The organism is Eubacterium sp. AM05-23 (assembly GCF_003477535.1).
Taxonomy (GTDB): domain Bacteria; phylum Bacillota; class Clostridia; order Eubacteriales; family Eubacteriaceae; genus Eubacterium; species Eubacterium maltosivorans.
On sequence record NZ_QUDF01000002.1, the window covers coordinates 333,383 to 355,330 of the forward strand.

At 49.9% G+C, this 21,948-nt stretch carries 20 protein-coding genes; 19 read left to right on the forward strand and 1 reads right to left on the reverse strand.

The features are described from left to right. Nucleotides 1–4: 4 nt before the first annotated feature. The 19 genes from DW091_RS03845 (at nucleotide 5) to DW091_RS03935 (ending at nucleotide 20,380) form a co-directional block, all read left to right on the forward strand. Nucleotides 5–2,242, forward strand: coding sequence for an ABC transporter ATP-binding protein (locus DW091_RS03845; RefSeq protein WP_074616717.1), 2,238 nt, complete (start codon nucleotides 5–7; stop codon nucleotides 2,240–2,242). Next, entirely contained in the window at nucleotides 2,235–4,106 is a 1,872-nt protein-coding gene (locus tag DW091_RS03850) for an ABC transporter ATP-binding protein (RefSeq protein ID WP_118517432.1), read from the forward strand. The genes DW091_RS03845 and DW091_RS03850 overlap by 8 nt, the downstream gene beginning before the upstream one ends. 8 nt (nucleotides 4,107–4,114) lie before the next feature. Continuing rightward, nucleotides 4,115–4,714, forward strand: coding sequence for a cytidylate kinase-like family protein (locus DW091_RS03855; protein WP_074616719.1), 600 nt, complete (start codon nucleotides 4,115–4,117; stop codon nucleotides 4,712–4,714). A gap of 248 nt (nucleotides 4,715–4,962) precedes the next feature. Then, nucleotides 4,963–5,646 carry a helix-turn-helix transcriptional regulator gene (locus DW091_RS03860; protein WP_158577817.1) on the forward strand — a complete coding sequence of 228 codons (684 nt, stop codon included), beginning with the start codon at nucleotides 4,963–4,965 and terminating at the stop codon, nucleotides 5,644–5,646. A 398-nt stretch (nucleotides 5,647–6,044) separates the two neighbouring features. Then, a complete protein-coding gene (gene brnQ, locus DW091_RS03865) occupies nucleotides 6,045–7,379 on the forward strand; it encodes a branched-chain amino acid transport system II carrier protein (RefSeq protein WP_058695330.1) in 1,335 nt (444 codons plus the stop codon). Nucleotides 7,380–7,460: 81 nt separating this feature from the next. Further along, nucleotides 7,461–8,504 (forward strand): Glu/Leu/Phe/Val dehydrogenase, encoded by a 1,044-nt coding sequence (locus DW091_RS03870; RefSeq protein ID WP_147365271.1) that lies wholly within the window; start codon nucleotides 7,461–7,463, stop codon nucleotides 8,502–8,504. Between the two features lie 127 nt (nucleotides 8,505–8,631). Beyond that, the gene (locus DW091_RS03875; protein WP_118517434.1) at nucleotides 8,632–9,306 is read left to right on the forward strand and encodes an ATP-binding protein; all 675 of its coding nucleotides are present in this window, start codon (nucleotides 8,632–8,634) and stop codon (nucleotides 9,304–9,306) included. Nucleotides 9,307–9,330: 24 nt separating this feature from the next. Continuing rightward, a complete protein-coding gene (locus DW091_RS03880) occupies nucleotides 9,331–9,555 on the forward strand; it encodes a 4Fe-4S dicluster domain-containing protein (RefSeq protein ID WP_013381722.1) in 225 nt (74 codons plus the stop codon). Nucleotides 9,556–9,567: 12 nt separating this feature from the next. Further along, nucleotides 9,568–10,635 carry a 3-methyl-2-oxobutanoate dehydrogenase subunit VorB gene (locus DW091_RS03885; protein WP_118517435.1) on the forward strand — a complete coding sequence of 356 codons (1,068 nt, stop codon included), beginning with the start codon at nucleotides 9,568–9,570 and terminating at the stop codon, nucleotides 10,633–10,635. Continuing rightward, entirely contained in the window at nucleotides 10,619–11,371 is a 753-nt protein-coding gene (locus DW091_RS03890; protein ID WP_013381720.1) for a thiamine pyrophosphate-dependent enzyme, read from the forward strand. The genes DW091_RS03885 and DW091_RS03890 overlap by 17 nt, the downstream gene beginning before the upstream one ends. A 1-nt stretch (nucleotide 11,372) precedes the next feature. Next, the gene (locus DW091_RS03895) at nucleotides 11,373–11,924 is read left to right on the forward strand and encodes a 2-oxoacid:acceptor oxidoreductase family protein (RefSeq protein ID WP_118517436.1); all 552 of its coding nucleotides are present in this window, start codon (nucleotides 11,373–11,375) and stop codon (nucleotides 11,922–11,924) included. Between the two features lie 33 nt (nucleotides 11,925–11,957). Continuing rightward, on the forward strand, nucleotides 11,958–13,259 hold the full coding sequence (locus DW091_RS03900) for an acetyl-CoA hydrolase/transferase C-terminal domain-containing protein (RefSeq protein ID WP_058695326.1): 1,302 nt from the start codon (nucleotides 11,958–11,960) through the stop codon (nucleotides 13,257–13,259). Between the two features lie 369 nt (nucleotides 13,260–13,628). Then, on the forward strand, nucleotides 13,629–14,855 hold the full coding sequence (locus tag DW091_RS03905) for a site-specific integrase (protein ID WP_118517437.1): 1,227 nt from the start codon (nucleotides 13,629–13,631) through the stop codon (nucleotides 14,853–14,855). Nucleotides 14,856–15,133: 278 nt separating this feature from the next. Continuing rightward, nucleotides 15,134–17,188, forward strand: coding sequence for a vWA domain-containing protein (locus tag DW091_RS03910; RefSeq protein WP_118517438.1), 2,055 nt, complete (start codon nucleotides 15,134–15,136; stop codon nucleotides 17,186–17,188). Further along, nucleotides 17,189–17,692, forward strand: a complete 504-nt coding sequence (locus DW091_RS03915) for a signal peptidase I (protein WP_118517439.1) — start codon at nucleotides 17,189–17,191, stop codon at nucleotides 17,690–17,692. A 14-nt stretch (nucleotides 17,693–17,706) separates the two neighbouring features. After that, nucleotides 17,707–18,342: a hypothetical protein gene (locus tag DW091_RS03920; protein ID WP_118517440.1), complete on the forward strand. Its 636-nt coding sequence runs from the start codon at nucleotides 17,707–17,709 to the stop codon at nucleotides 18,340–18,342. Between the two features lie 45 nt (nucleotides 18,343–18,387). Continuing rightward, nucleotides 18,388–19,023, forward strand: a complete 636-nt coding sequence (locus tag DW091_RS03925) for a hypothetical protein (RefSeq protein WP_118517441.1) — start codon at nucleotides 18,388–18,390, stop codon at nucleotides 19,021–19,023. A 33-nt stretch (nucleotides 19,024–19,056) separates the two neighbouring features. Continuing rightward, the gene (locus DW091_RS03930; protein WP_118517442.1) at nucleotides 19,057–19,617 is read left to right on the forward strand and encodes a SipW-dependent-type signal peptide-containing protein; all 561 of its coding nucleotides are present in this window, start codon (nucleotides 19,057–19,059) and stop codon (nucleotides 19,615–19,617) included. A gap of 46 nt (nucleotides 19,618–19,663) precedes the next feature. Next, nucleotides 19,664–20,380 (forward strand): hypothetical protein, encoded by a 717-nt coding sequence (locus tag DW091_RS03935; protein WP_118517443.1) that lies wholly within the window; start codon nucleotides 19,664–19,666, stop codon nucleotides 20,378–20,380. Between the two features lie 253 nt (nucleotides 20,381–20,633). Here the strand turns inward: DW091_RS03935 and DW091_RS03940 are convergent, their stop codons facing one another. Further along, nucleotides 20,634–21,944: a M18 family aminopeptidase gene (locus DW091_RS03940; RefSeq protein WP_118517444.1), complete on the reverse strand. Its 1,311-nt coding sequence runs from the start codon at nucleotides 21,942–21,944 to the stop codon at nucleotides 20,634–20,636. Nucleotides 21,945–21,948: the final 4 nt, after the last annotated feature.

The following is a 21,948-nucleotide window of genomic DNA, read 5'->3' on the forward strand; positions in this document are numbered from 1 at the left end:
AAATATGACAAAATTAGCAAAGTATCTCAAACCCTATATCGGTTCGATTTTGCTGGCTTTTATTCTGCTGTTTGTTCAGGCAATGTCGGATTTGAATCTGCCAAATTTCATGTCCGATATTGTCAATGTAGGGATTCAGCAGAATGGGATCGAGCATGCCGCGCCAGACGCCATCAGCGAGCAGGGATATGATTTTATCACCAGCTTTATGACCGATGAGCAGAAAAAAACCGTATCAGAGGCCTATGAGGAAATAATGCCTTCGGCGGCGACCGATAAACAGATTAAAAAATATCCTGAAATGAAGAATGAGCGTGCTTATGTGCTCAGGAACACAGATGAGGATACCTACACGAAGCTGGATGCTATCTTTGGTGAGGCCGACTGGACTTTTATTAATTTCGTAGAGGATATGGCCAAACAGAAGGGAAGCACAGCCAGCCAGGAGGACATGACGGCCAACGTTGACGACATGGATTTATCCAAGCTGTATGAAATGACACCTATGCTGAAAATGGTGCCGAAGGAACAGTTCGACAGCGCCAGAGAAAAGGCCATGCAGACACCAGAGTCCACCCAGCAGCAGACAGGCGCCATTTTTGTCAGGGAATTCTATAAAGAATTAGGCGCTGACACCAGCCATATACAGACCATGTATATCTTAAAGATTGGTGGCATCATGCTGGGATTATCGCTGATTGGTGTTATCGCAGCCATTTGTGTTGGCCTGCTGGCCGCCAAGGTGGCCGCTGGTTTTTCACAGGTGGTGCGCAGAGACATTTTTAAGAAGGTTGAGTCCTTCTCAAACACCGAATTTAACCGGTTTTCAACCGCCTCGCTCATCACGAGGAGCACCAACGATATCACCCAGATGCAGACACTGCTGATCATGGGGATACGAATGATCTGCTACGCCCCAATCATGGGCATCGGCGGGGTCATTATGGCGCTTCGCGAAAGCACCTCCATGAGCTGGATTATCGCAGTGGCAGTTATTGTGCTGATCGGTGTTATTCTGATCGCTTTCTCACTGGTGCTGCCGCGTTTTAAAATTGTACAGAAGCTGGTGGACCGCCTGAACCTGGTCATGCGTGAAAACCTTAATGGGATGTCGGTGATCCGCGCCTTTGGCAACCAGGATTTTGAACGTGAACGCTTTAAAACTGAAAATACAAAGGTGACGAATAACAACCTCTTTGTCAACCGGGCCATGGTTTTTCTGATGCCGGTCATGATGCTGATTATGAACTGTATCACCTTGCTGGTTATCTGGGTTGGCGCACATCAGATCGCGGACTCAACCATGCAGGTTGGTAATATGATGGCCTTTATGCAGTACGCCATGCAGATCATCATGTCTTTCCTGATGATTTCCATGATGTTTATCATGGTGCCGAGAGCCGCTGTTTCCGGTGAACGTATCGCAGAAGTGCTGGCAGTGGATCCGGTGATCAAAAATCCCAAAAATCCAAAGCCGTTCCCTCAGAATATACCGGGACGCCTGGTGTTTGACCATGTTTCCTTCCACTACGAGGGCGCAGACGAGGACGTGCTCCATGATATTAGTTTTGAGGCTGATCCAGGACAGACAACAGCCTTTATCGGCTCTACCGGCTCAGGTAAGTCAACACTGATTAACCTCATCCCCCGTTTTTATGATGTGACCGACGGCGCTATTACGCTGGATGGCGTGGATATAAGAGATGCATCTCTTCATGACCTGCGTGACAAGATTGGTTATGTCCCTCAAAAGGGGGTTCTGTTCTCAGGAACCATTGATTCAAATCTTCGCTATGGCCGCAAAGAGGCCACCGAGGAGGAAGTGCGCCAGGGAGCGGAAATTGCCCAGGCTATGGAATTTATTAATGCGAATTCTGATGGTTTTGAGCGTGAAATCGCCCAGGGCGGCGACAATGTCTCCGGTGGGCAGAAGCAGCGTTTGTCCATTGCCAGAGCCCTTGTTAAAAAACCGGATGTCTATATTTTTGACGACAGCTTTTCGGCCCTTGACTTTAAAACAGACGCAGCCCTGCGTTCTGCCCTCAAGAATTATACTGAGGAGGCTACCGTGCTGATTGTTGCCCAGCGTATTAATACCATTATGAACGCTGAACAGATTATCGTTCTTGACGAAGGCCGCGTGGTCGGCAAGGGAACCCATGAAGAATTATTGAGAAGCTGCGGTACCTATCAGGAAATCGCAAGCTCACAGCTGTCAAAGGAGGAATTAGGAAATGTCTGATAAAGTAACGAAAGCAACGACTCCAACGCCTCCAAAACGCCGTGGCCCCATGGGCCGTGGGCCAGTGATGGCGAGCGGTGAAAAGGCAAAAGACTTTAAGGGTACCCTTAAAAAACTTTTAGCTTATCTGAAACCCCATCGGGTTGCCGTGACCTTTGTCGTGATCTTTGCCATTGCTTCAACTGTTTTTAACATTGTCGGACCTAAAATTCTGGGACAGGCAACCACGAAAATTTTTGAAGGCGTGATGGATATGATCGCCAATACCGGCAATGGCATTGATTTTGAAGGTATCGCAAAGATTTTACTGTTTTTGGTAGGACTGTATATTATCTCGGCTGTTTTCTCAGCGCTCCAGGGATTTTTGATGACAGGCGTGTCGATGAAAGTCACCTACAAGCTGCGTGAAAATACCTTTTCGAAAATAAACCATCTCCCTTTTAAGTATTTTGATAAAACAAGTTACGGCGAAGTTTTGTCGTTTTTAACCAACGATATTGAAACCGTCAACCAGACCCTTAACCAGAGTTTGACCCAGATTATTACCTCTGTGGCAACCGTTATTGGTATTCTGGTCATGATGTTCTCCATCAGCTGGCAGATGACCCTGGTAACGCTGTGTATTATTCCACTGTCCTTTGTGTTCATCGTACTGGTGGTCAAGCGGTCCCAGAAATATTTCAGCAGCCAGCAGGAATATCTTGGACACATCAATGGCCATATTGAGGAAATTTATGGTGGGCATTCAGTGGTTCAGGCCTTTAACAACGAAGAGGAAGCATACAAAACCTTTGAGGGCCTCAACAACAACTTGTATGGGTCGGCTTGGAAATCGCAGTTCCTCTCGAGCCTGATGCAGCCTATTATGGCCTTTATTGGAAACCTGGGCTATGTGGCTGTGTGTATTTTGGGCGGTTATCTGGCCGTTAACGGCCGTATCTCCGTCGGGGATATTCAGGCGTTCATCCAGTATGTCCGTCAGTTCAACCAGCCGATCTCACAGATTGCCAATATGTCCAATATCATGCAGATGACTATGGCTGCGGCTGAGCGTGTTTTTACATTCCTGGCTGAGGAAGAAGAGGTGCCTGATCCGCAGAATCCGGTGTCACCTGCAGGTGTCCAGGGGAATGTCACCTTTGATCACGTTCATTTTGGTTACAACCCGAACAAAATCATTATCAATGATTTCTCCGCACAGGTAAAGGAAGGCCAGAAGATCGCTATTGTAGGGCCTACCGGCGCGGGCAAAACCACGATTATCAAGCTGCTCATGCGTTTCTATGATGTAGACTCCGGCGCGATTCTGGTGGATGGCCACAACATTAAGGACTTTAGAAGAAACGATCTGAGAAGCCTGTTTGGGATGGTTCTCCAGGACACCTGGCTGTATAACAGCACCATTGCCGACAATATCCGCTATGGGCGTCTGGACGCTACCGATGAGGAGGTTGAGCAGGCCGCTGTGGCCGCCCAGGTGGACCACTTTGTAAGAACACTGCCCGATGGCTACAGCATGGTGCTGAACGAGGAAGCCAACAATGTGTCCCAGGGACAGAAACAGCTTTTGACCATTGCGCGTGCGATCCTCGCAGATCCTAAAATTTTGATTCTCGACGAAGCGACCAGCTCTGTCGATACACGTACCGAAATCCTCATTCAGAAGGCCATGGATAACCTGATGCACGGGCGGACCAGCTTTGTCATTGCCCACCGCCTGTCCACTATCAAGAATGCAGACTGCATCTTCGTGATGAAGGACGGCGATATCATTGAACAGGGAACCCATGAAGAACTGCTTGCCCGAAATGGCTTCTACGCAGACCTGTATAACAGCCAGTTTGAAGTGGAAGAGGAGGCGTAAAAACAATTATGAAATACAATATTGTCACCATTGAACGGGAATATGCCAGCGGCGGCCGGGAAATCGGCTACCGGACAGCAGAAAAGCTAGGGATTCCTTACTACGGGAAAGAAATACTGGAGATGGCTGCGAAAAAGAAAGGCGTTTCCCCCGAATATCTTGAAGAGCTGGAAGAAACACCAACCAACAGCTTCTTCTACTCTGTCTACATGCTGTCCAAAAACCTGATAGGTGATACGCCCAGCCTGCCGGAGAACGATGCGCTGCGGCTGGCAGAAGCTGAAATTATCAATGATTTGGCAGCGGAAGGCCCCTGTGTCATCATTGGCCGGTGCGCTTGCCACGCCCTGAGAAAACGAAAGGATGTCCTGAATGTTTTTATCCACAGCAGCTGGGAGGCCCGTGTAAAACGGGCGGTGGAGACCTACGGCGTGGACGCGGCCAACGCAGAAGTTGTGCTGAAAAAGTTTGATAAACGCCGCGCCTGTTACTATAATGCGAATACGGGCAAAAAGTGGAGTGACCCCGAAAGCTACCACATGATTCTGGATTCGGACAGGCTTGGAATTGGAAAATGTGTGGATATTTTAGAAAAAGCTGTGGAGTGAAATAACCGGAAAATGACGATGTAGAGAGGATACGGCAAAACGCCATATCCTCTTATTTTAATTTAGTTTTCGCAAAATATGTGAATGCTTAAAGTTTTGTTAAAATTACTAAAATTTTTGTTTTTCTAAATAAAGGTTGACAGTCCTTCTTTTAATCGTGTAGAATTCAACTAGAAATAAACATCTTGTTTGTTTTGTTTTTTTTATTTTTAGAAATAGGGGGCGAGCAGATTATGACAGGGGATTCATTGAATGCGCAAATTGGGGCTCAGGTTCGGATGTATCGAAAAATGGCAAAGATCAGCATTGATGAAATGGCTCGAACTATTGGTAAGAGCCGGGCGACAATCTCAAAATATGAGACAGGCGCGATTGGTATGGATGTTTCAACTTTGTTTGAAATTGCCTCGACATTAAACATTGGGGTCTCTCATCTTCTGGATATACCGAAAGAGGACAAGACGACGGAAGTAACTCAAAGCCAGCTGGGAAATATTGACCACTTTTATCTTTACCAGCAGTCGCGTCATAAAAATTTTTGTTCTTACATCCGTCTTGGGGAAGAGCGGGCAAACGGTCAGATTTACGCGACCTTTTATTATCAGCCGGAAGATATTAAAAACTATAAAAAGTGCGAGGGGATTTATCACGGTTCCATGAACATCCGGGATAATTTTATTATTTTCATCATGCAGAACCTTTACTGTGAGGCGGAAATTGCGTATTTATCTTTTTTCATCCCCATGAAAAAGCTTTCCGCGATTCCGGGAATTCTGACGGGAATGGACAATTACAGCATGCGTCCAACCGCCATTAAAGTGATTCTTTCAAAGGAGCTGATGACCAGCAAGGAATTGGAGGAATTTTTTGTCGTGTCGAAAGAGGAGATAAAACGTTTGAAAGAGGATCATTGTTTTGTGATTGACCCTTAAAAGGGAAAAGTGTAAAAATTAGTAAAATGTTTAATATTTAACAAACCCGGTAAAAGTGTTATTTTAACTGGGTTTGTTCATTTTTTTGGATGATTTTTAAAAAGGTCAGGAAAATAATACGTTTTCATATAAATCTGTTTTTTTGTGAAAATGATTTCTTGAGAAAGCAAAAAATACAAAAAACAAATTAAAACAGGTTGAAAGTTTCGTGTAAAGAAGTTTTTGAGGTAAAAATTGAGATTCTAAAGAATATTAAGCAACTTTGCAGAAAAAACATACTGAGAATATAATAAAACCATCATCAGAAAAGAGGAGCGGACGTACACAGTGCTGCAAAGAGGCAGCCTTAATCACCTGAGATTCGGACCTGTAACGCTGGTTAATGAGGAGAGTGTAAAATGAGTCAAAGAAAAGACAAGTGGATTGTTGGTCTTGCGTTGTTTTCGATGTTTTTCGGTGCCGGGAATGTGATCTTTCCGCCTTATCTTGGAATGACGGCAGCGTCTATGTGGGTGCCGGCCTTTATCTGCTACTACATCGCAGATATTGGACTGGCGATGCTGGCCATCCTGGCCATGCTGAAATGTGACAGCGATATCGAAGGAATTACCTGCCGCATTGGGAGAATACCCGCTGTGCTGCTGTCGACGCTGGTGGTGCTGTGCGTTGGCCCGATGCTGGCCATTCCAAGGACTGCGGCGACAACCTTTGAAATGGGCGTTTCGCCCATCTTTCCGGGGGTAAATCCACTGGTTGCTTCGATCGCATTTTTCGTGCTTATCTGGGTGCTGTGCGTGAAGGAGGCATCGGTGGTGGACATTGTCGGTAAATTCCTGACGCCGGCTCTGTTTATTGGGCTGATGATTGTCATCATAAAGGGGATCATTGATCCACTGGGGCCAATTGCGGCTGAGCCAAAGGTCTCAAATATTATCAGCAGCGGCATCATCTCGGGATACCAAACAATGGATGTGCTGGCAGCGCTGATTTTTGGGGTTATTATTGTAAAAACGGTTAAGGAAAAGGGCTATACGGAGATCAAAGTCAAGAACGCTGTAATCGGAGGCGCTGGGCTGGTTGCCGGGGCAGGGCTCCTGATTGTTTATTTTGGTCTGGCCCACCTTGGGGCAACAGCCTCGACCATGTATGGGGTGGATGTTTCCAGGTCAACACTGATTCTTGAGATCATTAAAAATCTTCTTGGAAATGTCGGCATGGTTATCTTTGGGATTGTGGTAGCGCTGGCCTGCATCACCACAGCAGTGGCGCTAGTCAGCTCCAGTGGGGCTTATTTCTCCCGGTTAAGCAAAGGGCGTGTCAGTTATAAAGTCATTGTCACCATTGTGTGCGTGATTTCACCGGTCATCGCCAATATCGGCCTGGATGAGATCATCGCCATTTCAGAGCCGGTCCTGTCCATTGTCTACGCGCCGGCCCTTACACTGATCATTTTAACCATTGTGGGTGACAAGATCAAAAATGACAATGTCTTTAAAGCGGCCGCGCTGGGCGCGTTTTTGATCAGCGTTTTGGAGACAGCCGCCAATCATGGCCTGGGCTTCCAGTTCGTCAACTATTTACCGCTTCACCACTTTGGGTTCGGATGGCTGCTGCCAACCGTGATCTGCGGCGTGGCCGGGTATTTTATCAAGGGCGACAAGAAAAAAGTAAGCCCAGAAGTATCTGTCCCGGAGCCTGATCCCGCAGAGACAGTGCGAAAGGGAAAAATCTAAGGGATATCTATGCCGGCCGGATTAAGAGCCGCTGGTATCTATATATTATTATTAAAAATCATGTTTTGGAGGTATGAAAAAATGAGTATTTTTGAAAAGATGGATTTCTATGGACACGAAGAACTGGTATTCGCACGGGATGAGGAAACAGGTTTAAAGGCCATTATCGCCATTCACGACACGACCCTGGGCCCGGCGCTCGGCGGCACCCGGATGTGGAACTACCAGAGCGAGGAGGATGCTCTCTATGATGTCCTGCGGCTGTCCAGAGGCATGAGCCTTAAAAATGCGGGCTGTGGATTAAAGAACGGCGGCGGAAAAGCTGTAATCATCGGCGATCCGAGAAAGCTTAAAAATGAGGCGTTTTTTAAGGCCTATGGCCGCTTTATCGAATCCCTTGCCGGGAGATATTATACTGCTGAGGACGTCAATATCAATACGCAGGATATTGCCTACATGCAGGAGACAACCAAGTATGTTACCGGCACCCGGGAAATTGGCGGCAACCCGTCACCCTATACAGCCAGAGGAACCTTTATGGGAATTAAAGCCGGAATCAAGGAAAAGTTTGGCGCGGACACGGCCGAGGGATTAACCGTTGTGGTTCAGGGGCTTGGCAGTGTTGGTTATATGGTCGCAAAGCTACTGCACGATGAGGGCGCTATCTTGAAGGTTTATGACATTAATCCGGACGCTGTAAAGCGGGCTGTTGAAGAATTTGGCGCCACCCCGCTGAACGCTGACGAGGTACTGACAGCAGAGTGTGATATTTTTGCCCCATGCGCTCTGGGCGCGGTGATCAACAGCGGCAACGCCAAGGCTTTGAAGTGTAAAATTGTAGGCGGATGCGCCAACAATGTGCTGGTTGACCCACAGACCGGCGAGGAGCTGGAAGAAAGAGGCATCCTCTATTTACCGGATTATATCATTAACGCCGGCGGTGTTATCAACTGTGGTGAAGAAATTGTGACAAAGCCCTACGACGCCAGCAAAGTAACAGAAAAGGTTGATAAAATTTATGACACCACCCTCAACATCATCCATTATGCCAAAGACAAGGGCATTACAACCTATGAGGCCGCAGACCACTACGCAATGGATATCATCAAGGCGGGACGCGCCTGATTCTTATTAAAAAGCCTTGACGGCAGGCCTGTGAAGCAGTTAATTTTACTGGCCTGCCGGATAAAAATCATTAGTTTTGCAAAAGGGCAGCCGGTCATTGTGCTGAAGCCGCTGCGGAGGTGAAAAAATGTTGGAAAAAGACAAAAGAGTACGAATCATTGCCGGCCATTACGGAAGCGGAAAAACAGAGTTTGCGGTCAATTACGCAGTTGCCCTGAGCAAAAACGCACCAAGGGTTGTACTGGCAGATCTGGACATTGTCAATGTTTTTTTCAGGTCCAGGGAAAGGCGTAAGGAGCTGGAGGAATACGGCGTGAGGGTAATCGGGTCCTCCATTAAGCAGGATAACTGTGATCTTCCGGCCGTTTCAGCGGAGATTGGGACACCGGCAAAGGATAAAGCGTGTGACTATATCATCGACCTCGGTGGAAACAGTGTGGGCACCACCACGCTGGCCCGCCTGAAGCCGCTTCTGAGCCGGGACGAGATTGATTTTTTCATGGTCGTTAATGTAAACCGGCCGGATACCGCGAGTGTGGAGGGAATCCTCTTTCAGAAAGAATGTCTTGAGTACGCTTCAGGCTTTCAGGTAACGGGGTTCATTAATAATACAAACCTTGTGAGAGAGAGTACCCTTGAAAATCTGGTCGCTGGCGACGCGGTGTTGAGGGAAGCCTCGAAGCGGACGGGGATTCCCATCCGGTATACGTCTTATATGGAAGAAATCATTGGCAGGGTACCAGGGAGGCTGTCTGGCGAGCGGCTGCCGCTGAAGTTTTTCATGCGGGAAGAATGGATGTAATAAACCAAATATGGAGGAGTAGACATGGCAAGAGCCAAAGGAAACGTCATCATTGATGAATTTTATTGTAAAGGGTGTGAACTATGTGTGTCCGTCTGCCCAAAGGATATCTTGGCGCTGGATGAAACACGCCTGAACATCAGCGGGTATAACCCCTGTATGGTCACCGATATGGGCGAATGTATCGCCTGTGCGAACTGCGCTAAGATGTGTCCGGAAGCGGCCATCACAGTAGAAAAATGCGATTAGGGAGGGATAGCAGTGACAAAGGTTTTAATGAAGGGGAATGAAGCAGTTGGCAAGGCGGCGATGGAGGCGGGATGCCGGTTCTTTTTTGGCTACCCGATCACGCCGCAGAGCGAGGTTCCAGAGTATCTGTCCAGAGAGCTGCCTAAAATCGGGGGGACGTTTGTGCAGTCCGAATCCGAGGTGGCAGCTATCAATATGGTCTACGGTGCGGCAGGAGCAGGCGCACGGGTTATGACCAGCTCATCCTCACCTGGAATCGCCTTGAAGCAGGAGGGGATCGGTTATATTACCCGGGCGGAGCTGCCGGCAGTGATTGTTAATATGATGCGCGGCGGCCCTGGCCTGGGCGGCATACAGCCAAGCCAGGCCGATTACCACATGTGTGTAAAGGGCGGCAGCAATGGGGATTACCATAATATTGTCCTGGCGCCGTCGACGGTACAGGAGGTTGCGGATATGGTCATGGAGGGGTTTGACCTTGCGGACTATTACCGTACACCGGTGATCATTCTGTCCGACGGAATGATCGGCCAGATGATGGAGCCTGTGGAGTTCAATTACAGGCCATCCAAAGAACTGAAGCCCAAGGACTGGGCTATGACCGGAAAAGGGAAGGGCGAGCGCCACCTCGTCATTAACCTGGACCTGGAAGCCGAGGGGCTGGAAACCGCCAATTTTGAATTGCAGAAAAAATATGAGCAGATCCAGGAAAGTGAGCAGCAGGCGGAAAGCTTTATGATGGAAGACGCCGAGTACGCCTTTGCCGCATACGGCACCGCTGCCCGGATTGTCAAGACAGCCATTAAGCGCCTGCGTGAGGAAGGTTACCGCGTGGGGCTGATAAGGCCAAAGACTCTGTGGCCCTTCCCAGAAAAGGCATTTAAAAACCTTTCGGTCAAGAAGATCATGGATGTTGAGATGAGCCTTGGCCAAATGGTGGACGACGTTAAACTGGCCTGCGGGGATATCCATAAAGTCGAGTTTTACGGCCGCACCGGCGGTGTGATCCTGACGCCAGAGGAAATTGTTGAATTTGCGAAATCTGTGATGGAGGTGGAAAAAAATGACCACTGTATTTAAACGCACCCAGGGGCTGACCGAGGCAAAGACCCACTACTGCCCAGGATGTACCCACGGTATTGTCCACCGGCTTGTCGGTGAGGTTCTTGAGGAGATGGGGCTGCTGGAGGAAGCCATTGCGGTGGTCCCGGTTGGCTGTGCGGTCATGGCGACCAGCTATTTCAATACTGATGGCATCCAGGCGGCCCATGGCCGCGCGCCGGCTACGGCCACCGGGGTTAAACGGGTACACCCGGATAATACGGTTTTTACCTACCAGGGGGACGGAGATCTGGCCTCCATTGGCACTGCGGAAATCATTCACGCGGCTGCCCGGGGTGAGAAGATCACGACCATTTTTATCAACAATGGCATCTATGGGATGACGGGTGGCCAGATGGCGCCGACGACCCTGCCAGGCATGAAGGCAACCACCTGCCAGAGTGGGCGTGATCCCAAAATCGACGGGAACCCCATACGCGTGTCAGAGATGCTGAGCACCCTTGAGGGAGCCGCTTACATTCAGCGCGTTGCAGTCAATTCGCCCTTTAATGTGATGAAGGCCAGAAAGGCGATTCAAAAGGCCTTTGAGGTTCAGAAAAAAGGGCTTGGCTTTTCACTCATTGAGGTAGTTTCAAGCTGCCCGACCAACTGGGGGCTAACGCCGGTCAAAGCCATGCAGTTTATCGAAAAAGAAATGATCCCTTACTACCCGCTGGGGGTTTATAAAGACATTACCAAGGAGGCAGAGTCGTAAAATGGAAACGAAGAAAATTTGTTTTGCAGGCTTTGGAGGTCAGGGGGTTCTGAGTGTTGGCAAGCTGCTTGCCTATGCGGCGATGATAAAGGACAAGGAGGTTTCCTGGTGTCCCTCTTACGGCCCTGAGATGCGGGGAGGAACAGCCAACTGTACGGTGATCATTTCGGATGAATCCATTGGATCTCCGGTCGTCACGAAAAACGCCTCGTCCGCGGTCGTCATGAATGAGCCGTCCTTCCGTAAGTTTGAGAATGTGGTCGCTCCGGGCGGCGCCATGATCATCAATGCGAACCTTATCTCTTTAAAACCGGAGCGGACGGATATCCGGACGATCTATGTTCCAGCCAGCGATATTGCCAAGGAGCTGGGTAACCCGAAGCTCATGAATATGGTGTTGCTTGGGGCCCTGTTGGAAGTGGATCATACCATCTCGGAGGAGGCGGTTTTGGAAGCCTTTACCAAGGTGTTCGGCGAAGGTAAAGCGAAGTTTATCCCCGTTAACCGGCAGGCGCTTGAAAAGGGAAAGAATTATGCCAGAGCCCTGGCGTAGCCGAAGGCATAAGGGTAAGAGGAATGTGTGTGAATGAAAACAGTGATCAGTCAATATAAGCAAAAGCTTAAGCGGCCAGAGGAAATCGCAGCCCTCATGGAATGCGGCTGGGTGTGCTGCTCCGACATCGCGCTGGGCTACCCGCCGGCCATTTACAGCGCGGTGATGAATCGAATTCAGCAGGAAGCGGATTTTACCGTCCAGCTGCACACCATCCTGGATGTGCAGCCCATGCCCTGTTACGACGAAAGGCTTATGGGTAAGATGGGCGTTTCCTGGTTTTCGGGAAAATACGCGCGCCAGGGCGTGGCAGCTGGGGTGGGGGATGTGATGCCCTGCTACTACCGGGATATGCCCGAGCTGTTTGAAAACTATATTGATATGGACGCCTTTTGTGCGACGGTATCGCCAATGGACCGGCACGGCTACTTCTCTACCGGCTGTACCGCTTCCAACAGCCTTGCCATGCTTAAAAAGGCAGAACATATCTTTCTGGAAGTCAATGAAAATATGCCGAGATCGCTCAGCGGCCCCGTAATCCATATATCCCAGGTTACCGCGCTGTGCGAGAACAATGTCCCCCTGCCGGCAACAGAGCCCTCAGAGCCTGACGCTGTCAGCCAGATCATTGGCAAATTGATCGCGGCGGAGATCCCTGACGGGGCCACCATTCAGCTGGGGATTGGCGGGATCCCCGAGGCAGTGGGCCAGGCCCTGAAGAAAAAGCATCACCTGGGTATCCACACTGAGCTTTTTACAGACAGCATGATGGAGCTGATTGCCTCTGGAGCAGTGGACAACAGCCGGAAAGCCATCCACCCCGGACGCTCTGTGGCTACATTTGCCTATGGCAGCCAGAATATGTATGATTTTGTCAATGACAATCCTGCCATCGAAATCCTGCCAGTGGACTATGTGAATAACCCCCTGGTGATCGCAGAGCATTCGGATTTTATATCGGTTAATTCGGCTCTGGAGGTTGATTTCTGGGGCCAGGTGTGCGCGGAATCTGTGGGGAACAGGCATATCTCGGGGACCGGCGGCCAGAGCGATTACGTGAGAGGCGCCCGGCTGTCCCCCGGCGGCAAAAGCTTTATCGCTTTCCCCTCCACTGCCATCAACGGCAAGGTCAGCCGGATCAAACCCACGCTTACACAGGGCGCAGTGGTCACAACCAGCAAGAACGATGTGGACCGCATCGTGACGGAATACGGTATCGCGGAGATGAGGGGAAAGACCCTGTCCGAAAGAACCAGAGCGCTGATCGCCATCGCCCATCCTGATTTCAGGGAGGCGTTAAAAGCAGAAGCGCGGAAAATGAAAATACTGTCCTAAAATAAAGATCCTTCTCTAAAAGATAATGCGGCGTTTTGCCGTATTATCTTTTTTTTTGGGTGGCGCGCGCCATGGCACAGTACCGGCCTTCAAAAGGTTTACAGAAAAACAGAAAAGAAACAAAAGCATTAAAAAAGCTCGTGAAATATTTAAATTTCACGAGCTTTTGTCAGCCATCAAATATTAAAATACGGATACTATCTATTTCATGTAAACATTATAACACAATAATTGAATAAATCCAGACTTTTTTTAAGATAATTAAAGAGGGAAATGGATAATGATAGTAAATAGAGCTTTATTCATCTGTTTAATTATAAAAAAAATGGTCAGAATATGGTCAGAAATCAGAAAGGGAGTAGAATCATTATGAAACGTTATCGAAAAAATGTCTATAAACGCAAGGATGGCCGTTACGAGGGCCGCTATATAATAAGATATGAAAATGTCTATGGAAAGGCTGTCTACCATTCCGTTTATGCTAAAACCTACAAGGAAATAATTTTAAAGCTTGAGGAGGCAGAAAATAAAGTTTTTGAGGAGGTCCAGCTTCAGCGTCTGTTGCGGGAAGAAAAGGAAAAAAGCAATCAAAGGGGTATTATTGAAAATGTTTTGAACCTTCAGTTTGACGAAAACCAGAAAGACAAGGCCAAAACGCTACTGGCGGAGTGGCTGAGGAAGTGGCTTGAGTCATACAAAAAATATACGATCAAACAGTCCTCCTATACAAGGTACAGTAATGTCGTCAACCGGCACCTCGTGCCACGGCTGGGGCACTGCGAACTGGAAAATCTGAAGCCAGATGCCATACAGGATTATATAAAAGCAACCTTAAAAGAAAATAAAATAGCGGTCTCAACGGTTCGCGGGCACATTGTCATTCTCTCGGCCGCCCTCAAGCAGGCACAAAAAGAGGGATTAATCCATAAAAACCCTTGTGACGATATTATTTTACCTAAAAGGCCCATAAAAAAGCCAGTTTTTCTTGATGTGAAAGAGGCCCAAAAGCTCGAAACTGTGTTGAAAAATTCTCGGGACCATAAAAAATCAACAGCTGTGCTTTTCGCCCTTAAGACAGGCATTCGTCTAGGGGAGTTGGCTGCTTTAAGGTGGAAAGATGTTGATTTTGATGAGCAGGTCATCCAAATCAGGGATTCGGTTCAGCGTGTGAAAAACAGTGAGAAGAGTGGCATGAAAACCAAGATGGTGTTTGAAGGGACAAAGTCCTACAGCTCTAACCGGACAATCCCCATGAATCCGGAAATCCATGAGCTGCTGTATCAGTATTATGAAACCATGAAACACAGGGAAAATTTTTCAGAAACATTCGTCTTTACAAATCGAAAAAATTCTTTCATCGACCCCAGGGTTTATCAGCTTTACTTTAGGCGTATTCTAAAAAAAGCCGGAATTCGCCACGTCAATTTTCATGCACTGCGCCATACTTTCGCGACACATGCAGCAAGTAAAAATATGCAGATTTCTGTCCTGAGCAGGATTTTGGGACATTCAAACGTCGGTTTGACGCTGCAGCTTTATGTTCATGTACTGAGCGGCCAGGATCAGCAGGAAATGCTGAAGCTGTCTGCAAGCTGACCATTTTGGTCAAAAACATGGTCATAAATACGCCAAGCGCCTGAAATAGAGGGTTTAGGACAAAAGCTCGTGAAATTTAAATATTTCACGAATGCTTTATGTTAGCTGACCTATATTTTATAACCAAATTGTATTTTTTAAAAGAGGATATCGAACATTTTAAGAAATACTCAAGATAACGGTGCTGTCAAAAAAATTTAAAAATCCAGAATAAAAAAACGAAATCCGTCAAACGACGATAATAAACGTTTTCAAAAATATTCTGGAGGAAAGGATGTATGCTGAATATGAAAAAAACAGGAAAACAAATTATTGCAGTCATCGCTCTGCTGGGCATGCTGTGGAGCAGCGGCTTTTCTGTTTTGGCAGCGCCGGAGCCGTCATCCCCCAATATCGAGGTCACCAAGACGGCCGCGCTGAAGGACTGGGAAAGCAGAACCTACCAGATCAACCTTGGCGCAAAGGCCAGTTCTTCAGCGGTCGGCGCCGCGGATGTGGTGATGGTTATCGACCGGTCCGGGAGCATGGGCGAGCGCTACGATGGAAGCCGGCAGACTAAAATGGAGGTGCTGAAGGATACCGCTAAGGATTTCATTACCCAGCTGAGCGCGCAGTCCCCGGCCAGTCAGGTTTCTGTCGTGAGCTACGCAAGCGACTCCAAAACCAATATAGGCCTGACGTCTCTAGACACACAGGAAAATATCCAGAGCCTTAACCGGGCCATTGATAAGCTTTGGGCCAATGGCGCCACACGGTCAGATTTAGGACTGGAGGATGCGTACAGCGTGCTGAGCGCAGCGGATTCAGGAAACAAGCAGTTTGTCATCTTTTTGACCGATGGGGAACCAAACAGCTACTCGGGATTTGACAGAGAGATCGCGGCGAGAGCGGAGAGCACCGCCTCGATTATTAAAGGGGAGGACTTAATTAAAAGAGACGGAAGAATATTTGGAGATTATGACGGCAGCCTTGATGATGGCTCCAGCCATAACCCAGACTGGGAATTTGAAGGAGACCCCTTAAGCGCTGAAATCTTCTCGATTGGGATCTTAAAAAGCTGGTTGTCTCAAAGAGTTCACGATTACCTGAACTATATTGACTCACAGCACAGCGCGGCTCTCGCGGATACTGCGCAGGCTCTGCAGGATATTTTTGACGCCATCACACACCAGATTGCGGTGACAGCAACGGTAAGTGACGTGCTGGACAGCCGGTTTGAGCTGACCGCTGAGCAGAAAGCCGCCTTTGACACCGCAGGCGTCGCATATACCGAAAACGGGGGTGGCACCACCACCATCGTATGGCCGGATAAAGATTTGTCCGGAAACGGCTGGCAGGTCTCTATTGAGGTGAAGGCAAAAGACAGCTTTATCGGGGATAACAATGTGCCCACCAACGCTGCCGGCTCAGGGGTAAGTGTCGACGGGGTGCTGGTGGCGCCCTTTGCTTCGCCGACGGTGAATGTGCGACGGCTGAAGCTGAAGAGCCAGGATGTTGACAAAACCATTTTTTATGGTGATTCGCTCAGGCAGACCGGCGTCACAGATGAAGCCGGCCTGGAAGCCATGATGCTGGGCTGGGATGACGCTGAAAACATCCGTCCATCCATCGGCGATGTTTTTGATGCGCCCTACAATCAGGGTCTCATTAAAAAGGCCTGGCAGCCTGAACCCTGCACACCAGAAGAGCTGGACAGAATACCGGACAGCGGCACCGTCTATAAGCTGAGTGTCACGCAGTCCGTCAACCCTCCGACAGAGGCGTCAACCAACAGCTCGTCTGGAAACGTCAGTGTGGCGGGAGATAGCCTGTCCGGGCAGTACACAGTGCATGTGGTAAAAGGGCAGCTTGATATTACTAAAGAGATCGACGCCCAATATACATCTGATACGCGGCCGAACACCAACCAGAGCTTTGTTTTTAAAATTGAGCGGCGGGACGAGCTGTCCGGGCCGGTTCAGGATACCTTCTATGAGGTGATCAGCTTCGCGGCCAATGAGGGTACAAAGGTGAAAACAAACACCGTTCGGGGCCTTAGAGAAGGCTACTACACCGTAAAGGAAGAGAGCGGCTGGTCGTGGAAATACAATTTAACGGATTTAACCCAGGGCTTTGAGCCTGTTCCAGCCCCGGTGTATAAGCCCTCAGAAGGATTTTATTTGGGCGGTTCAGGGGATAACGGCACTGCGACAGAGGCCCAGCTTAACGGCACAGCGCCTTACCAGGGACAGGAAGGCAAGGCCCCCTCAGTGATAAGGGCCAGCAATGCCTTAAACCAGAACACTCGTATTCTGGGGGATGCTGCCAACGCCCTGAACCGGTTTGTGAATTAAATGAAGTCCATGGTTATCCGAAAAATATTATCCACCATCCTGACAGTACTGCTCTGTCTGATAATGCTGCTGCTTTCAGGCTTTCGCCTGCTGGGGTGGATCCCTTTAGCGGTGCTGAGCGGCAGCATGGAGCCGCAATACCCAGTGGGCAGCCTGATCTTTGTCAGGCCGGTCGCCGCGGAAGATGTAAAATTGGGAGATCCCATTACTTTTTATATGGCAGACGGCAGAACCCTGGCCACACACCGGGTGACCCAGGTGGACGAGGCCAGCCAGAGTTTTAAAACAAAGGGGGACGCCAACGCCGTCGAAGATCAGGGAACTGTGTCCTTTGACCGGCTGGTGGGCAGCCCGAAGTTCTGTGTTCCCCTTGCCGGCTACGTCAGTATTTTGGCAGGGTCGGCCCAGGGAAAAATGATTCTGGGGGCAGCCCTTCTGGTCCTGGTGCTCCTGGCCTTTTTGTCCGGACGCCTGATGAAAACAAATGCATCCAAACGAAAATGAGGAGGTGAGAATGCGTGAAACGAAAAAAAGTCCGTGTCATTACAGCCGGTATCATTGGTATTATGCTGCTGGCGGCGGTAGCTGGAACCTACGCGTTTTTAAACGCGACCACAAATGTGAAGGAAAATCTTTTCAGCCCTAAAAAAATTGTGAATATCACAGTCTTAGAACAAGACCCGGCCAGCGGCAGGGACCGGCAGGAGACTGGTGAAAAAACGCCGCAAAATTATGCAGCGATCCAGGGTGGTGCCACCGTCCCTAAAAGGGTATGGATTGAGAACTATGATAACCCAGAGGGAAAGGTCACAGACGCTTATATCCGCGTCCGGCTGGTGCCCAGAATTGTCTTTGACAGCGATAACGCGGGAACCGGCATCAGCCTGGAGGGGCAGATAAGCTATAATTTTGCGGCGTCTGGCCCGGGAACGGCTGACAGCGGCTGGCAGCAGCAGGGCGACTATTTTTACTACAAAACGCCGGTAGCGCCAGGAGATACCACCACACAGCTGTTGGAGAGTGTTTTACTGGCTCCGGGATTTGTAATGCCCGAGGGATGTCATCTGGAAATACAGGTGCTGGCCGACGCGCTGGACGCGGCGGATCTGGGCGCTGTAAAAGATACATGGGGTGCAGATATCCCCATTCAGTAACGGCCGGTCGTTAGGAATGGCCTTAAAGTGAAAGAGAGGTTTAAAATGAACAAAAAGAAATGGACAATTGGATTAAGTGTTATTGCACTGGCAGGGATTCTTGCCGTTGGCGGCGTGCTGGCCTGGCTGACCGCGCAGACAGCCACAAAGAAAAACACCTTTGTGGCGACGGCCGGACTTTCAGGCGCCATACAGGAGGTTAACTGGGATGGGCTTGACTATGGTAACAACCCTGTAACCCCGCAGCCATCCCCCCTTGGCAGAGATATGGCAAAGGATATACTGCCAGGCATGGTCATTCCCAAAAATCCACAGGTGAAAAACACCTCGCAAAAGGAGCCGGCCTATATCGCTGTCCGTCTGGATATAAGCTGTGATGGCGCGGAGGGCCAGGCAGCGCTGGACGCCGTCAGTGCGTTTGCAGACATCAGCTTTAACACCGGAGAATGGACAGCGCTGGGTATCTCAAAGGATGGGAAGGCAGTGGTCTATGTGTATAATACCGCAGTCGAAGCTGGCAGCGAAACCAGTGATGTCTTTAAATCGGTAAACGTGCACGATAACGCGAACGCGGCGGACATTAAGGATTTCCAAATCGACGCGGCCGGTTACCTGGCACAGGTTCAGAGCGGCAAAACAGCGGCGGACTGCATTAAGGCAGCTTTTCCGGATTTAGTATAGCCATGAGCGCGAGTAACCTGAAGGGAGCGAAACATGAATAAAAAAAGAGCCATCGGAATCACTGCTGTTCTGTGCACTGCGCTGTTAATCGCAGCTGGGACACTGGCGTGGTTCACAGATGCCAAGAAAACTGAAAATATTATCACCATGGGAAACGTGCGGATTGATCTGACTGAGCCGGAATGGAAAGCGCCAACAGGCGTTGTGCCTGGCAGCGTTTACCCTAAGGATCCAACAGTGACCAATACCGGTAAAAACAGTGCCTATGTACGCATCCTCCTGACCCACGACGAGGGGCTGAGCGACGCCCAGATGGATGACATTGAGCAGGCGCTGGAAATTCAGAAAGACTGGGTGAAATCAGAAGACGGCTGCTACTACTATCAGGCGGTTCTGCCAGTTGGGCAGAGCACGCCAGCACTGTTCACAGAGCTGAGCATCCCGGAAACCTGGGGAAATGAAATTGTGGACAAAACCTTTACAGTGAATGTGCAGGCAGAAGCGGTCCAGTCCGACCATTTTACACCCCACAGGACAGAGAGCGTCATTGACGGCTGGGGAGACACGCATGTGGAGCCCTATCCGGGAGAATAAATGAACCTTAAAATAAGCCTGATTACCAGAGGAAAGGGGTGATTGAATGAGTGTGATGACATTTTCCAGAAAAGCAGCCGTTTTGCTTTTGGTGGTCCTGATCCTGCTGGCCATAAGCGGCGTGGGCGTCAGGGCTGAGAATGAGCGCAACGTCATTTATGACGGTGAGGCTAAAAAAATTGTGAGCCTGCCAGACGATGATCTGTTCTTTAATTATAAGGAGCTGGTGCCCGGCGAGGTTCAGGAGCAGAGAATCTGGCTCAACAATAAGGATTTTAACAATGTGAAGATGTATCTGCACGTCGAGGCTGCTAAGGCGGAAGGTTTTGACACACCAGAAGAAAAAGCGCTTTCCGACGAACTGTTAAACCGCCTGAGACTGCATCTGGACCTGACAACCGCTGACGGAAACGTCCGGACCATCTATGACGGGCCGGCCTCCGGGCTGCCGGAAACCAGCGGCCAGGGGACCTTAAAGGATGATATTTTCATTGGCGAGTACACCAAAAATGACCAGGGAATTATCGACGCGACACTGACGGTTCCGGGGGAACTTGAGAATAAATACCAGGAAGCCCTGGGACGGGTGCACTGGGTCTTTATCTGTGATGTTGCGCAGAGTGGTTCAAAAAACGAGGGGTCTGGCGGCGCGCCGTCTACAGGGCTGTTTGGACAGCTTGACAGTATGGGTGCTGCTTATCTGTTGGTTTTGCTGGCATTATTAAGCGTTTCGGGCGTTATGGTTAACCGAAAAAAACGTTAAAAAAGCGCGCGGGAGAAGGCCGGAATGCTTCAGTGGAGCGGAGCAGGCTGGCCGTCTGAAGAGATTGGAGAAAGACTGGTGGAAAGGGCCAGTGGAAATAAAAGGTTTTGTAGATGTGTGAACAGCTCAAGGGAGAGTGAAGTGAGCATTTAAAAAAGGAATGATCCAGGGAAAGCGCCATTTCCCGGCTGTCACAGGGCAGCAGGAGAGGATGCGGCAAGACGCCGCATCCTCTCTTTTGGCATAGGGGTGTCTATTCAATCACATACCGCCCGTCGCCCTCGCACCGGATTGGGGTTTCATAAAAACATTTTAACGCTTTTACAAGGTGTTCAGTGTCTCTTGCGCCGCCGGTTTCGTAGGGGGAGTGCATAGCCAGCTGGGCCAGGCCAATGTCTACAGTGTTCATGGGGGTGTGGGTGCTTGCGATATTGCCAAGGGTGGAGCCGCCGGCCATATCGGACCGGTTGACATAGTTCTGGACTGGGACGCCGGACTTTTGACAGATGGCCCTGAAAATGCCGGCGGAGACCGCGTCGGTGGTATATTTCTGGTTGGCGCTGTGCTTGATGACAATGCCCTCGTTCATGTAAGGGCGGTTGGTGTCGTCCGTTTTTTCCGGGAAATTGGGGTGGACAGCGTGGGCGTTGTCGGCGGAGACCATAAAGCTGCCGGCCATGGCGCGGAAGGTATCCTCCCGGGTGCCTCCGGTGGCTTCTACGATGCGGGCCAGGGTGTCCTTCAGGAAGGTGGAGCCAGCGCCCTGCTTGGTGCCGCTGCCCACCTCCTCGTTGTCAAAGACGCAGTGCACCGCCACGTTTCGCGGGTGGACCGCGGCCAGAAAGCCTTTCAGCGATGCAAAGGCGCACTGGAGGTCATCCAGCCGCGGGGTGGAGATAAAATCATGGTTCGCGCCCCAGATGCGGCCAGGGTCCCGGTTATAAAGGAACAGCTCCGTGCCGGTGATGTCCGCTCCGGCCACACCGGCAGCCTCTGCCACAAGCTCCATAAGCCTCCCCCTGGAAGCGCCATCGCCCACAAGGGGCAGCATATCCTTCTGGATGTTATATTCATGACCGCTGCCAGACTTGCGGTCCATATGAATGGCGAGGTTTGGAATGAGGAACAGGTCCTGGTCCAGATTCACCAGACGTGTAAAGATCTGGCTCCTGTGCTTAACGACCACCCGTCCGGCCGCGGACAGGGGCCGGTCCAGCCAGGGCGCGCGGAGCATGCCGCCATAGCCCTCCACGTTCAGCTTGGTGTAGTGGTCCTCCACGGTAATCTCGGGGTTGTCCTTGATTTTAAAGGACGGGGAGTCGCCGTGGCTGGCGACAATCTGAAAGCCGGTATAGGCCCCCTCCGGAATTCTGAAGGCAATGAGAGCCGAGGCGTTGCGGGTGACGTAGTAGCCTCGGCCAGGCGCCAGCTGCCAGGCGCTGCTCTCTTCCAGTGGGATAAAGCCTGCTTCTGCAAGCTGGGCTTTCATGGTGTCCACCGCGTGAAAGACGGTGGGGCTTTTTCCAATAAAGGATAACAGTTCGTGATTTAATGGTTCGTTCATGGTG

Bases quoted from the DNA above. Each gene is read 5' to 3' on its own strand.
- DW091_RS03890 (WP_013381720.1), top strand. From the start codon at position 10,619: ATGACCACTGTATTTAAACGCACCCAGGGGCTGACCGAGGCAAAGACC.
- DW091_RS03845 (WP_074616717.1), top strand. From the start codon at position 5: ATGACAAAATTAGCAAAGTATCTCAAACCCTATATCGGTTCGATTTTG.
- DW091_RS03900 (WP_058695326.1), top strand. From the start codon at position 11,958: ATGAAAACAGTGATCAGTCAATATAAGCAAAAGCTTAAGCGGCCAGAG.
- DW091_RS03935 (WP_118517443.1), top strand. From the start codon at position 19,664: ATGAGTGTGATGACATTTTCCAGAAAAGCAGCCGTTTTGCTTTTGGTG.
- DW091_RS03905 (WP_118517437.1), top strand. From the start codon at position 13,629: ATGAAACGTTATCGAAAAAATGTCTATAAACGCAAGGATGGCCGTTAC.
- DW091_RS03925 (WP_118517441.1), top strand. From the start codon at position 18,388: ATGAACAAAAAGAAATGGACAATTGGATTAAGTGTTATTGCACTGGCA.
- DW091_RS03870 (WP_147365271.1), top strand. From the start codon at position 7,461: ATGAGTATTTTTGAAAAGATGGATTTCTATGGACACGAAGAACTGGTA.
- DW091_RS03930 (WP_118517442.1), top strand. From the start codon at position 19,057: ATGAATAAAAAAAGAGCCATCGGAATCACTGCTGTTCTGTGCACTGCG.
- DW091_RS03850 (WP_118517432.1), top strand. From the start codon at position 2,235: ATGTCTGATAAAGTAACGAAAGCAACGACTCCAACGCCTCCAAAACGC.
- DW091_RS03875 (WP_118517434.1), top strand. From the start codon at position 8,632: ATGTTGGAAAAAGACAAAAGAGTACGAATCATTGCCGGCCATTACGGA.
- DW091_RS03915 (WP_118517439.1), top strand. From the start codon at position 17,189: ATGAAGTCCATGGTTATCCGAAAAATATTATCCACCATCCTGACAGTA.
- DW091_RS03855 (WP_074616719.1), top strand. From the start codon at position 4,115: ATGAAATACAATATTGTCACCATTGAACGGGAATATGCCAGCGGCGGC.
- brnQ (WP_058695330.1), top strand. From the start codon at position 6,045: ATGAGTCAAAGAAAAGACAAGTGGATTGTTGGTCTTGCGTTGTTTTCG.
- DW091_RS03895 (WP_118517436.1), top strand. From the start codon at position 11,373: ATGGAAACGAAGAAAATTTGTTTTGCAGGCTTTGGAGGTCAGGGGGTT.
- DW091_RS03880 (WP_013381722.1), top strand. From the start codon at position 9,331: ATGGCAAGAGCCAAAGGAAACGTCATCATTGATGAATTTTATTGTAAA.
- DW091_RS03940 (WP_118517444.1), bottom strand. From the start codon at position 21,944: ATGAACGAACCATTAAATCACGAACTGTTATCCTTTATTGGAAAAAGC.
- DW091_RS03910 (WP_118517438.1), top strand. From the start codon at position 15,134: ATGCTGAATATGAAAAAAACAGGAAAACAAATTATTGCAGTCATCGCT.